Raw genomic sequence first — 13,574 nt, 5'->3', positions numbered from 1 at the left:
TTTCAACAAACTAATAAGGGGGGGGGTATTGTTTTCACCGTGTTGACTTTGCTTTTTTGGTGTGTTCAACTTTAAGCGACATTTAGAAAACGCGCACTAATACTATAGTTTCAGTCTGTTAAAACTGATTCTGTGTAGTTTCTTAACCAGGTTAACGTTTAAGAAATATTTTTAAGCCCTCATGAATAGCATCTATTCGTGGGGCTTTTTTATGCAAGGTTTATTAATGTCTAATCACAATTCTTCCGCACTTCCAGTTGGGGTGATCTTTTCTCAAACTGGCGTAACCGCCAATACGGAGCTTAGTATGCTCCGAGCAAGTTTATTGGCCATTGATCGTATTAACCGGCAAGGTGGAGTCAATGGTCGGTTACTCTCGCCTATTTGTGTTGATCCGCAATCCATCGCCGAAAACTATGGCAGTTTGGCGCAGAAACTGATTATTGATCACGGCGTAAAACTCATTTTTGGTGGATATACCTCAAGTTCCCGTAAAGCCATGCTTCCTGTGACCGGGCGACATAATGTATTGCTGTTCTACCCCACACAATATGAAGGTTTCGAATACGCATCAAATGTTATTTACACTGGTGCTGCCCCCAATCAGGGATGTTTGCAGCTAGCTCAGTATATGTTGAGTAATATCGGTAAACGCGTGTGGATGGTTGGCTCAGATTACATCTGGCCACGTGAAATCAACCGTATCATGCGTGACTTAATTGTTGAGTCAAACGGTGAGGTGCTTGGCGAGGAATTCCGTCCACTTGAGACCGATGAAGCTTCACTTTTTCAAGTCGCCAAACTTATTAGCGAGCAAAAACCTGATTTTGTTTTTGCTAACTTTGTCGGTAAAAGCATTCAATCTTTTTACCAGGCAATGCATGAGCTCAATGCTCAAAATCCCATACCGATCGCCAGTTTAACTACCACCGAAACTGAAATTCAGGCCATGGGATTTGAGGCCGGCCTGGGTCACTACACTGCAGCGCCGTATTTTCAATCGATTAATACCCCTATAAATATCGAACTGGTTAAGGAATACCGTTCTCTATATGGCGAAGATCAAGTAACCAATATGTGTTGGGAAGCAGCTTATTTCCAAGTACATCTGGCAGCAAAAGCAGCAGAATTGGCGAACTCATTTCAACCAGATGCCATTCTGGAACAGATAGCAAAAGTTCAACACCTCGCGCCGCAAGGCAAAGTCCGTATTGATACTGCTAATAACCACTGTTATCTGTGGTCACGAATTGGACGAGCAAATGATAAAGGACAGTTCGATATTGTAGCGACATCAAAAACAGCCTTAAGACCTGATCCTTATTTAGTTTCTTACAGCAAATCATCCGCTTCCTCGATGCAAATGATTGAAACCAATACTTTCGCATCACCAGCAGATAAGGTTTCGCTGTGAGTAAAAGATTAACAGCGGTTCAACAGCCTTTTGAGATATCGACATTGGTTCGAAATCTGCGTAATCACAAAATTTTATTGCTGATGCCAGAAGGCGAAAACAGAACCAAAATGGAACAACAAATTCGACGGATTGGCTGCAGGCTGCAGGCTCAATGGCCGCCACCAGAGCAAATTGATTCCGTGTATCAAGTAGTCATCTTGGGGCTGACATCAGTGATAGAAAAGGATCAAGCCTTTCATTGGGATGTCAGTAATCCACCAGCGGCATTAGTGTTAGTGGTGGACTATGAAAATCCTTTGGTATTGCAATATTCGTTAAGCTTAAACGCTCAGGCCATTATCGCCTTACCTTTTCATCCTATGGGGGTACTGAGTAACTTATTGTTAAGCTTGCAAGAGTACAAACAAGTTCGCTCTATGCTTAAAACAATCCGCAATCTGGAATTGAAATTGAGCGCCAGCGAGCATATTGAAAAAGCAAAACATCACATCAGCCAAACTCAGGGAATAAGTCTTGAAAAAGCCTACATGGCAATGCGCAAGCTCGCTATGGAACGCCGCCAGCCAATCGGAGAAATGGCAAAGGAAATTATTGCTCAACAACGAGGAATTCAAACCGATAAATGACGAAACAGCCTAATACAGTATTGGATTGGTATCTGGCTTGATTGATTTTTGAACGGCTAGATCAATAAAGGGCTGAAGTTAATCGATTGCAAACTTAAGCCCTTACATGATTATTACTATTTTGATTTAAGGCCCAAAACCACCAGGCATTGGAATGACCTGGTCTTGTTCGGTCACAATATCTGCCTTGGCACGCATCAGGTTGTTGCCAACAAAACCGCCCAGGCGATAGACCCAAGGTTCAACTTTCTGGTTAATTTCTGCCACTTCAGCCTGAACTTGTTCAGATGTTTTTAACACATCCAGACTGGCGATGGCTTCAGGAACTTCAGCGACCGCTTCGGGTGCGTATTCAGCGCGGAAGGTGGAGAAGTAAAAACCATCATTAAAGGAAGTCTCAGAGATGACTTTTAGTCCATCGTAGCTTAAGAACTCTGCGCGAACGACTTCAGCATTACCACGTGAAAATTCACTGGCCGGTTGTACATCTTCTAAACGCATCTGGAACAGTGATCCGGCGATATCATAGCCTAGCTGTTCATAACGGAAGATAGTGTTTTCACGGTTTTCCGGCGTACCAAATTTATCTTTCACACCCAGATTTACTAGGGTTGCAGTGTTTCCATTGGGTTGAATGATATCGACTTGGGCAATGCGTTCACGTGCAATATCCATGATTTGCCCATCAATCCAGTTCAGCATCATCGGACTGAATTGAAAATACCCTTCAGCCAGATAGCTGCGTTCATCACCATCACGACGAACATAAAATTGTTGTGGACCTGCTGTTTGTGCACTTAAATCACGTGGCTGGCCCAGAATTAAACTAACCACTTCTTCATCGTCTTTCATCAAATTAATGACAAATGAAGTGCCGCCTTCTTCGGCGCCTTCCACACCCAGCACATAATAAAGCTCCGGATCGTCGGTTTTTTGTTCAAGAATACGGGCATCGGCCATATCCACCAGCATCCGTCTTACCAATGATTGATCAGCTGGATAATTATGATAATCCTCAATGAACCAGGCGGAACCCTGTCTGCTCAGCGCGAATTCATCTTTATCACTTTTGAAGGTGATATTGTTCACATCACTCAGCTGTTCAAACAATTCTGGAAACAGCAATGAAAAATCATCGCTGGTATCTTCAGCTTTATAAATGGTGATTAACATCCAGAGCACCATCACAGCAGTGATGATGGCGAGGATGGAAAGGCTATTAAGTTTTTTCAGCATCTGTAGAACCTGTCTGTTCAATTTGATACAAACGTCATATGACGAATGCAGAATTTACGATTGGAAACGACCACGCGAACGTTTACGAACTCGTAACCATCCGGTAATCAGTGCCAGTATCGCCACAATGATTGGTATCAACCCAATATTGATGAACTTCACCAAACCTTCCAACTGATCGATATCTTTACGTAAATTGCCTTTCACTGCCCGTAACTCTAATTCGGTACGATCAGCAATTGCTCTGAATTCAGCAATTTCTTTTTGTTGTTCAGGCGTAGAGATCTCTTCACCAGTAACATTGCGATCCACCTGCATACGTGCAATACGCTGACGGGTTTCCTGTAATTTGTTTTCCAGTTCACGTTCTTTGGCACGGTAGAGTCTCTCAGCTTCACGTTGCAACGCTTCAACCCGAACAAATGGACGGCTAAAGCCAGTACGTGAACGTACGCTTATTAACCCTTCAGTACCGGTTAACTCTTCAATAGCGTTATGCACAAAGTCGATATTATTCGAAGTATTGAAGGCTAAATCCTGACCGTAAAAATCCTGCATGATGACCCAGAAACGATCATCGAGCAGATCCACGTCGGCAATCGCAATCACATCAATGCCATCAACTGCTTCATCAATATGATCCGGCATTTTCACCAAGTCTCTGCCATCACCTCTGGCACCGTCAGGAAACGCTGAACGCGATTGTCCCTGAATACGCACGGCTAATGGATAGCTGATGGTACCGCCCTCATAGCGGGTCAGTAAGGCAACGGGATCATTGCGGAATTGCACCACACGTTTATCCACCAACATGGCTTCATTACTGGAACTCAACAACGGTGTTATCTCGGTGGTGGCGTTATCCAATACTTTGAAACGCCCCGCTGTCGCTACATTGATCTGGCGTAATTTTGAAGTGATACGCTCATCTGGGTTCAGATTCTCTTCGGTCAACGCATTCCACAACACGTATTCAATCGGCTGATTGTTACTACGTGCACCAAAGTCCACCTGACGGGCCGTTTTGCGGTCGGCGACGATATCAGATGCGTCACGTTCCACACCCCATGCGGTCAACAATTCCGGCATATTCGAGCTGCGATTTGCCACCATGGCCGCCATTGGATTTTCTGGATCACGTTCCGGAACATCGACCTCAGCGAATGGATCCACAAAGGTAATTAATTTGCCGCCGCGTAATACATATTGATCAATAGCGTAAAGCGTCTGCTGTGGTAATTCTTTGGGATGCACCACCATCAATAAATCAATTGATGAAGGAATACGACGGATATCTTCCGGTAACACCGAGACGTTAAACATCTCACGTAATTTACCCATTACAGCCCAGGGTTTTGCACCGCCCTCGGCATCAAGCTGACCTTTTAACGGGTCATAGCCTTCACCATCAATTGGCAATGAGCTCATCACGGCCACATTTTTACGCTGCACGTCTGACAGTTGGTAAATCAACCGAGTCAGATCGTATTCCAGTACATCTTCCATTTCCGGTTGAAAGAAACGGATACGTTCTAAACCATCAAGAATATTGGTACCGGCAACACCGAAAAATAATGGATCGGTTTCGCCTTCAATCGGAATAGATTGCAGACCATATTGCTGAGCACGCTGCTCATGATCGGAAAAAGGTCTGGGGTTAATGACTTTAACCTGAACCATGCCATCAGAAGCGCGTTGATATTCCATCAACAGTTCCTGCACCCTCTGGGCATAGGCTTTTAATGAAGGCAGAGCCTGAGCTACCTGCTCGGAATAATAAAACCGCAGAGTTATAGGTTGCTGCAACGAAGACAGAATGTTCAATGAACCTTCTGACAAGGTGTACAGCTTGTCCTCTGTCAAATCGACCCGAGCGGATTTGAAATTGCCGTTTACAACAATAATAAAAGCGATAAACAGAATAACGGCCAGAATCAAACCGGTTGAAGATAAAAGTTGTTTATTCATTGCTGACTGGTGCTCCTAATCGGCTTTACGTGCATTCACTATCAAGGCGTTGGCAAACAACCAGATAGCGATAAGCGCTGCAAAATACAAAATGTCACGTAAATCAATTACCCCTTTGGAAATCGCATCAAAGTGGGTTAGAAAACTGAATGAACTAATGGCATCGACCAAAGGCTGTGGTGCCCAGCTACTGAAGAAATCCAGCACAATGCCGTAACCGGCCAGTACAAATATCAGGCTGACAATCAGGCTAAGTACAAAGGCAATGACCTGGTTTTTCGTTACCGCTGAAATACAGGAACCAATCGCCAAGAAACCACCGGCCATCAGGAAACTGCCAACAAAGCCGGTGAAGATCACGCCGTTATCCGGGTTACCCAGATAATTTACGGTGATCCACAACGGGAAGTTCAGAATCAACGCCAAACCGGTAAAGGCCCAAGCAGCAAAGAATTTACCCAGCACGGCTTCAAAGACTGATACTGGCAAGGTCATTAACAACTCGATTGAACCACTCTTGCGTTCTTCCGCCCATAAGCGCATCGAAATAGCTGGGATCAATAAGATGTATAACCACGGATGTAATGAAAAGAATGGATACAGGTCGGCTTCGCCACGAGCAAAGAAATTGCCCACATAAAATGTCGAGAAACCAGCCAATAATAAAAAGATAATAATAAAAACATAGGCAACGGGGGTGGCGAAATAACCGCCAAACTCACGTTTCATGATGAACCAGATATTCAGCATATTCATCATTTAACTCCTGCAGTACTAGGCAAAGTGATGCTACGGAAAACTTCATCTAATCGGCCACTTTCGGCATAAAGTGAAGCGATTTCCCAACCTTGTTCACGAATTCTTTCTGACAAAGCAATGGTGATATGGGCGCTGGCTTTCGGAAACACTCGAATGCCATTACCTAATGTCAGCAATTCGGCATCAGCGACAAAATCCAGAGCCTTAACAAACTGCAACAATTTAGTGTTATCGATTTCGTTGACTGTCAATACCACCGCGTTGTGATAGCGAGATTTCGCTTCCAACTCAGCAGGTGTTCCATCAAACACGACTTTGCCACTGGCAATCACCACGTTTCGAGTACACAGAGCATTCACTTCTTCGAGGATATGGGTCGAGATAATAATGGCTTTGTCTTCTGCCATTTCGTTAATCAAGGTACGAACTTCGTGTTTTTGATTCGGATCCAGACCATCGGTCGGTTCATCCATAATCAATACCGGCGGGTTATGCAAAATGGCCTGCGCCAGACCAACACGACGTTTATAACCTTTGGATAAGGTTTCAATCGGCTGATACATTACGTTAAGGATTCGGGCACGCTCTGCAGCAGATGCCACTGCACGTTTTTTATCGGCACCGGATAAACCACGAATATCCGCAATAAATTTCAGGAAACTGTCCGGTGTCATGTCTGCGTAAGCAGGTGCACCTTCGGGTAAATATCCGAGGCTGGCTTTTACCGAAATAGGATCAGTTGAAACATCATAACCACAGACTCTTACGGTACCGCGAGTGGGTGCCAGAAAGCCGGTTATCATCTTCATTGTGGTGGATTTACCTGCACCGTTCGGGCCGAGAAATCCAAGTACTTCGCCTTTACTGACTGAGAATGTCACACCATCCACAGCTCGAATCTCGCCAAAATGCTTGGCCAGATCTTCAATCTCAACTCTGAGTGTCATACTTAAAGCGTCCCCCGCTTCATCAAAAGCATTTTCAAACCGGGCATTATTCAGCCCCTTCCGCTATTACGTCAAGCTTAATACATTAAAGTTTTCAGGAAATTCTCCCGCACAATAACGGGAAACCACTCCCGACAGGCATTGGGGCCTGTATAACTTTCTAAACCACCATCGCTTGGGGTCATTTTTTGTCCAACACGGCGTAATTTATGCGATATAGTCATCTTCATAAGTCATTTCCTTCATTGCATCGACTGAAACTAGTCCCTACTGAAAAATAAACGGACCCTATGCATTTTTTTGCTGTCAGAAATGCGCTATGGTGAAATCTGACAATTAATCTCTCTGGATGTTTTATGGCCGCAAATTCATTTTTTCAACGCAGTCGTCAAGTGTGGTGGAACTTCACAGATTCATTCCGCGATGCTGACAGCCGTCGACAAATATCCAAAGCTTTGCTGCTGGCTGTTGCCATCATCGTGTTGCTTTTTATCGTCATCATGATTTGGTGGAGCGCTCCCCCAAGTGCATTTGATCCTAAAAACAATGCCCGCGATATGGCTGCAGAAAGACAACATGAACTGGTTACGGGCTATACGTCCACAGCAACGCTTATCACCTTGGCCAACACACTGCTTGATAAGCCCGGCGGTTATTTAACCAACGACGTGATGCCACCATCAGTGTGGATGGACAATATGCCTAACTGGGAGTTCGGCGTTTTGGTGCAGATTCGCGACTATTCACGTGCCCTGCGCAACGACATTAGTCGTTCCCAGTCTCAATCCGCAGAAGACAAAGATCTGATCATTGCTGAGCCGCAATTTAATTTTAATTCTGACTCATGGTTATTTCCGTCTACCGAAAGCGAATATCGAGACGGTGTAAAAGCTTTAGAACGTTATTTAGCCCGTCTGGCTGACGTCGAAAGTGAAGAAGCACAGTTTTATGCTCGAGCAGATAATCTGGCTGCCTGGTTGGGTATCGCTGAAAAACGTTTAGGCAGTTTATCTCAACGTCTTGGTGCCAGCGTGGGGCAGATACGTGTGAATACTGATTTGGCAGGCGATCCCACTGCACATCAATCCACTATTACTCAGCTAGAAAAAGTGACCAAAACACCCTGGACGAAAATTGATGATGTGTTTTATGAATCACGTGGTTCCATCTGGGCGATGATTCATCTGCTCAAAGCAGCAGAGCATGATTTTGCCGATGTTTTACAAAAGAAAAATGCACTGATCAGTCTGCGTCAAATTATTAGAGAACTTGAAGCCACTCAAGCTACCGTCTGGAGCCCGATCATCTTAAACGGCAGTGGCTTTGGTTTGTTCGCTAATCATTCCTTAGTCATGGCGTCTTATGTCTCACGAGCTAATGCGGCAATGATTGATCTACGACGTTTGCTTGAACAGGGTTAAAATCAACTCTTCATTTCTGATCTTGAATAGGTCCAGCAGTCAATGAGTTATAAAACCTCTGTCAAAATTCGGCTTCATATCAACGACAAAGTCGCGTTGGGGCCGGGGAAAGCAGATTTACTCGACGCTATTATTCAACACGGGTCTATTTCTGCTGCGGGCCGGGCCATGGGTATGTCGTATAAACGCGCCTGGGATTTGGTCAATACCATGAATGAAAGTTTTGCCAAACCAATTGTATTGACCGCTAAAGGCGGCAGTCATGGTGGTGGTGCTGAAGTCACGGAACTCGGCAAACAAGTTTTAAATCAGTACCGACATGCACAACGACAGGCTGAAAAAGCCATCGAACAGGAAATGAACACCCTATCAGAGCAATTAACGCTCTGATTCCCTTAATCATCGCCTTATAAAAATTCATTTACAGCCCTCGGTATATATGCTGGAATACATCGAATTTTCCAGCTTGTGGTGAGACTTAATATGAAACGTTGGTTTTCCCTGTTATTTATCAGTCTATTGTTGACCTCGACTGCTCAGGCACAACCATTACTCAAATTATCCACTACCACCAGTACCGATAACACCGGCCTTTTAAGCGTATTAAATAATGCTTTCACCGAGTCAACTGATATTAAAGTCGCCGTAATTGCGGTTGGTACCGGTCAGGCTTTAAAACTGGGAGCGAATGGTGATGTCGATGTGGCCCTGGTACATGCACCACAAGCCGAGCTTGAATATGTCGAAGAAGGTTATTTCATTGATCGTCGCTACGTTATGTATAACGACTTTGTTATGGTTGGCCCGACAGATGATCCAGCCGGCATTGCATCAGCTAAAAACATCAGCGAAGCCATGCAGAAAATTGTCGAATCTGGCAGCCGGTTTGTTTCCCGTGGAGATGATTCCGGTACCCATAAAAAGGAACTCGAACTCTGGCAAAGTGCCAATATCAGCCCTTCTGGTAGCTGGTATGTGCAAGCCGGACAAGGCATGGGGGCGGTACTGAAAATTGCTGATGAAATGTCAGGCTATGCATTAACTGATCGAGGTACCCAAATCGCCTATCAGGACAAAATGCAATTAAAGCTGCTGTTTGAAGGCGGATCAATGTTGTCCAATCCCTATCACATCATGGCGGTGAATCCTGAAAAACACCCCCATGTCCAAGCCGCTATGGCAAAACAGTACATGGATTTTGTGACCGGAGAACAGGGCAAACACATCATCGATAACTTTGCTTTAAACAATCAACAATTATTTTTTACTGCACTGCCTGGAAACGATTAAAGCAGAAATAAAAAAGCCGCTGTTAGTAAAACAAACAGCGGCTTTTTACTAATTGATTTTAAAGAATTAAATCAGAATGCCCACTGGCTGCGAACCTGAAATACACTGGGTTTTCTGCCATCATACAATCCACCGTCAATATCTAAGACATGCACATAATCCGCCGAGAAACGTAACATCGGCACCGGATACCAGTTGAGTCCTAGTGTCATTGAGTCAGCTTCACCGCCATTAATCCCGCCATCATTCAAATCAAGTGAACTGTAACGCATGGCCACTTCCCAGGCACCGATGCCACCATCACCCACTCGATGATTAGGTTTAATGCCACCAAATACGCCGTTTTTATAGGGACGGGATTCGCCAGTTAGCAAATAACTGCTTTGTACATACCAGCCATCAAAATCGGCATTACTGATATTGTCACGATCTACTGAGGTACGAATATATTCTGCTTGTGCAGTGAAAGGACCGATTACTGTGGCGAGTTCCAGGCCGGTTTTCAGCATACTGTCGGCATTATCAATTGCAGAAGTATCTACAATTCTTACACCGGAAACATTGGATTCAGGTGCCTGACTGAAACGCACCGTATTGCTTGGTTGCAAATCACGATAATTTAAACCCAAACCGATATGTAGCAATTTACCGGCTTCATTAATCGGTGAAAGAGTTCCACGCGTGCTCCAGCCCCACCCTTCATCATCCTCACCACCGGTATTACCGACTGTGTCCCCAAACACACCCGCCGCCAATGTCCAATACTGACTATTACGAGCGCCCATCACGCCGATATGCCGTCCGGCATTAAATGCTGTGGGTAAGGCACGTTCCATAAACATGGTGTTATTGGCACTGATCATGTAATCCAGACTGAACGGATCTTTGAAATTACCAACCATAATTTGATAGTTTTCAAACCCGTCGTAGGAGATAAAAGCATCAGTAATCGAACTGTTATCAAATTCGTATTCCAGTTTATAACCCCAGTCACGATATAAAGTGCCTGAAAGATATAATCGGGCACGGCGAATATCGGTGCCATCGCCCATATCCGGTGAGCCACCATAAGTCGCAGCATCTACTTGAACTCGTCCGCCAACTTTCGTGGAAAATTGTCCATCGCGGGTTTTCAGCGTTAAGCCACCTTGAGTAGAAATTTCGACATCAGAGGGTTTGGTTGCTTCAGCCAGCTTTTCATCAATCTCGGCTTTTTCCTGAGCTTGGGTAGTTTTATTTGCTGCCAGTTCCTCCATCAACCGACCGTATTGTGCATCGGTCACCATGCCATTTTCATGCAGCATATTTATAAGTGTTTCAAGCTCGGAGGCCTGACTGGAAAAGCTCAGAGATAAACCGATGGCGGCTGCCAGCAGGTGTTTTTTGGATAGCATAAGTATAGCCCTCAAATTGTCAGAAAACTTCTGTAATATTATCGTCACAATTAAGAAGAAACATTAGAAGTTTTTAGCCTAAAGAGGATTTTATTTTTTGCTATTGTGAAGTGATGCTAATAAATAAACTCGTAAATGCAAATCACTGCTATTTAAGAGAAATAAACTATCAAGCCAAAACCTCATGAGCTTATTAAACGCTTTAAATTCAAGTTTATATCGGGCGTAGATTAATTTAATTTGTGCAAACTATAATTTACACCCAGTGCGCTTTAGCTAATTGTAATATTTTACCTAAAAAGCCCACTGGCTGCGTACCAGGAAGATACGTTGTTCCTGTCCATCATTTGGCCCACCGCTCACATTGAGCACATCAATATAGTTTGCTGAAAATCTCAGCATCGGCACCGGATACCAATTCACACCGTAAGTGATGTTCTGAATTTCACCACCATCAATCAGCTTGTCATTCAAATCGAGGCTGCTGTAACGCAAGGTTAATTCCTAGGCACCGATACCACCATCGCCTAAACGCTTATTAGGCGAAGGGCTGCCAAAGTCGCCACGCTCATAATTTAATGAGTCATCGGTCAGGAAGAATCCAGTTTGAAAATGCCAACCGCTGAATTGCAGATTTTCAGCATTATTACGATCAACGGTAGTCAATACATATTCTGATTGTGCAGATAAACGACCACGAATCATTGCCCACTCAAGTCCGTAACGGGTAAAACTTTTGGTGTTATCAATATCACCAGTATCGACAATATTGTTGCCGGCAACGCGGGCTTCCGGTTCATCACTGAATTCGATCACGCCGACATCTTCGACATTGCGATACATGCTGGCGATACCAAAATGTAACAGACGATCTTTTTCGTTATTAATCGGCGCTACGGTAAAACGTGCACCCACGCCCCAACCTTCATCCACAATCGGATTCTGCCGAGTTGCTGTTTCACCAAACAAACCTGCTGCTGCGGTCCAGTGCTGTTTTTTGGTATCGGCCATCACACCAATGTAACGATCACCACCAAAGGCACCCAGCAAACTACGTTCAATTAATTGCGAGTTACTGGAGCTGCTACGGTATTGCAACTGAAATGGGATTTCCATCAAACCCATACGTAAGCGTGTATCTTCAAACCCCAGATAAGAGACAAAGGAATCACGCAATTTTCCGCCGTCGGCAAAATCATAATCGAGTTGAAAACCCCAATCTTTATACATACGACCAGTCCAGGCTAATCTGGCGCGGCGAATATTGGTGCCATCACCCATTTCTGGTTTGCCCATGTAATCTGCGGCATCAATCATCAAGCGTCCACGCAGTCGGGTTTCAAATTCACCGTCGGTTGTTCTAACCCGCAAGCCACCTTTGGTGGTGACTTCTACTTCGGGAGGTTGCGTGGCTAATTCAAGTTTTTCAGCGATTTCCTGTTTTTCTTTAGCTGACTGTTGTTGGTTTTGTTCCAGCTCTGCCAGCAAGCGACCGTATTGTTCTTCACTGACCATGCCATTTTCATGCAGCATATCAACTAGCAAACGTAATTCTGAGGCTTGGCTTACGAGCGGCAAAGCGAGAAACACGACGAAAAACAATTTTAAAATCGAATGGGCATAGTTGAACTCAGCATTAAGTTGAACTGCTCGGGAAGTTATGCCTTCACGAACATAGGAAAAATTCCTATACGCAGTTTAGAGTATTGATACTGAATTCAAACTTAATTTTGAAAATTAAATGTTAGAAGATGGAACTTTCTTCAGATAGATCGTTGCCAATGTCCAGATTTACCACCGGCTTTTTCCTGCAGGCAAACATCGGTTATCACCATGCCGCGATCTACTGCTTTACACATATCGTAGATAGTTAACAGCGTTATCTGCACCGCAGTAAGTGCTTCCATTTCCACACCGGTTTGGCCCGATGTAGCAACTTCAGCCTGACAATTCACAGCATTATTGGCAGCATCAATTTCAAACTCGACTGTCACTTTACTTAGTGCCAGCGGATGACAAAGCGGAATTAAATCCGAGGTGCGTTTGGCCGCCATAATGCCGGCAATGCGGGCAATACCCAAGACATCACCTTTTTTATGATTACCCTGCTCAATCAATTTCAAAGTTTCCGGCAACATGACAATCCGCCCACTGGCGACAGCTTTGCGTTGTGTCACCGCTTTGTTGCCGACATCGACCATGTGCGCTTCACCGGCCTGATTAAAATGGGTTAATTCTGCCATTTGGGGTGTTATCCTTATGTTTTTATCCGGGAACAATCAACCAGATGTCTATTCAAGTCAAATTTTTTGCCAGCCTGCGAGAAAGTCTGGGACAGAGTGAGACCACGGTAGAACAGGCCTCTACTGTGTCCGAAGTTTGGGACCTGGCGACGCAATCAGCCACGCCACCAAACAACTTACTGGTCGCCGTCAATCTTGACTACGCCAATATGCAAAGCCTGGTGAATGATGGTGATGAAGTCGCTTTCTTCCCCCCCGTGACCGGAGGTTAAT

At 44.6% G+C, this 13,574-nt stretch carries 13 protein-coding genes and 1 pseudogene; 6 read left to right on the top strand and 8 right to left on the bottom strand.

Going from position 1 to position 13,574, the window contains the following annotated elements; all coding sequences use genetic code 11:
- Positions 1-211: 211 nt before the first annotated feature.
- On the top strand, positions 212-1,414 hold the full coding sequence (locus E8Q33_RS08490) for a transporter substrate-binding domain-containing protein (protein ID WP_371413280.1): 1,203 nt from the start codon (positions 212-214) through the stop codon (positions 1,412-1,414).
- On the top strand, positions 1,411-2,043 hold the full coding sequence (locus E8Q33_RS08485; RefSeq protein WP_069296163.1) for an ANTAR domain-containing response regulator: 633 nt from the start codon (positions 1,411-1,413) through the stop codon (positions 2,041-2,043). The genes E8Q33_RS08490 and E8Q33_RS08485 overlap by 4 nt, the downstream gene beginning before the upstream one ends.
- A 126-nt stretch (positions 2,044-2,169) precedes the next feature.
- Here E8Q33_RS08485 and E8Q33_RS08480 read toward each other — a convergent pair whose 3' ends face one another.
- From E8Q33_RS08480 to E8Q33_RS15455, 5 genes are all read right to left on the bottom strand, one after another.
- Positions 2,170-3,279 carry a DUF4340 domain-containing protein gene (locus tag E8Q33_RS08480; protein WP_136554107.1) on the bottom strand — a complete coding sequence of 370 codons (1,110 nt, stop codon included), beginning with the start codon at positions 3,277-3,279 and terminating at the stop codon, positions 2,170-2,172.
- A gap of 54 nt (positions 3,280-3,333) precedes the next feature.
- Positions 3,334-5,247, bottom strand: a complete 1,914-nt coding sequence (locus E8Q33_RS08475) for a Gldg family protein (RefSeq protein ID WP_136554106.1) — start codon at positions 5,245-5,247, stop codon at positions 3,334-3,336.
- Between the two features lie 15 nt (positions 5,248-5,262).
- A complete protein-coding gene (locus E8Q33_RS08470) occupies positions 5,263-6,003 on the bottom strand; it encodes an ABC transporter permease subunit (protein WP_084003004.1) in 741 nt (246 codons plus the stop codon).
- Positions 6,003-6,953, bottom strand: coding sequence for an ABC transporter ATP-binding protein (locus E8Q33_RS08465; protein WP_069296160.1), 951 nt, complete (start codon positions 6,951-6,953; stop codon positions 6,003-6,005). The genes E8Q33_RS08470 and E8Q33_RS08465 overlap by 1 nt, the downstream gene beginning before the upstream one ends.
- A 77-nt stretch (positions 6,954-7,030) precedes the next feature.
- Positions 7,031-7,183, bottom strand: a complete 153-nt coding sequence (locus E8Q33_RS15455) for a hypothetical protein (RefSeq protein WP_168800175.1) — start codon at positions 7,181-7,183, stop codon at positions 7,031-7,033.
- A 126-nt stretch (positions 7,184-7,309) separates the two neighbouring features.
- On the opposite strand from E8Q33_RS15455, the gene E8Q33_RS08460 reads away from it, so the two are divergent.
- From E8Q33_RS08460 to E8Q33_RS08450, 3 genes are all read left to right on the top strand, one after another.
- Complete coding sequence (locus E8Q33_RS08460) at positions 7,310-8,374, top strand: DUF2333 family protein (protein ID WP_136554104.1); 1,065 nt, start codon at positions 7,310-7,312, stop codon at positions 8,372-8,374.
- Between the two features lie 42 nt (positions 8,375-8,416).
- Positions 8,417-8,764: a winged helix-turn-helix domain-containing protein gene (locus E8Q33_RS08455; protein ID WP_136554103.1), complete on the top strand. Its 348-nt coding sequence runs from the start codon at positions 8,417-8,419 to the stop codon at positions 8,762-8,764.
- A gap of 93 nt (positions 8,765-8,857) precedes the next feature.
- On the top strand, positions 8,858-9,664 hold the full coding sequence (locus E8Q33_RS08450; RefSeq protein WP_136554101.1) for a substrate-binding domain-containing protein: 807 nt from the start codon (positions 8,858-8,860) through the stop codon (positions 9,662-9,664).
- Between the two features lie 71 nt (positions 9,665-9,735).
- On the opposite strand, the gene E8Q33_RS08445 is transcribed toward E8Q33_RS08450, so the two are convergent.
- The 3 genes and pseudogenes from E8Q33_RS08445 to moaC form a co-directional block, all read right to left on the bottom strand.
- Positions 9,736-11,058 (bottom strand): OprO/OprP family phosphate-selective porin, encoded by a 1,323-nt coding sequence (locus tag E8Q33_RS08445; RefSeq protein WP_136554099.1) that lies wholly within the window; start codon positions 11,056-11,058, stop codon positions 9,736-9,738.
- A 294-nt stretch (positions 11,059-11,352) separates the two neighbouring features.
- Positions 11,353-12,573, bottom strand: a pseudogene (locus E8Q33_RS08440) (OprO/OprP family phosphate-selective porin).
- 248 nt (positions 12,574-12,821) lie between these two features.
- Positions 12,822-13,301, bottom strand: coding sequence for a cyclic pyranopterin monophosphate synthase MoaC (gene moaC / locus E8Q33_RS08435; RefSeq protein ID WP_069297090.1), 480 nt, complete (start codon positions 13,299-13,301; stop codon positions 12,822-12,824).
- Positions 13,302-13,345: 44 nt separating this feature from the next.
- On the opposite strand from moaC, the gene moaD reads away from it, so the two are divergent.
- Positions 13,346-13,573 carry a molybdopterin converting factor subunit 1 gene (gene moaD / locus E8Q33_RS08430; RefSeq protein WP_136554097.1) on the top strand — a complete coding sequence of 76 codons (228 nt, stop codon included), beginning with the start codon at positions 13,346-13,348 and terminating at the stop codon, positions 13,571-13,573.
- Position 13,574: the final 1 nt, after the last annotated feature.

This window comes from Methylophaga sp. SB9B, from assembly GCF_004832235.1.
GTDB lineage: Bacteria > Pseudomonadota > Gammaproteobacteria > Nitrosococcales > Methylophagaceae > Methylophaga > Methylophaga muralis.
This window is presented reverse-complemented; position numbering and strand designations above follow the sequence as displayed.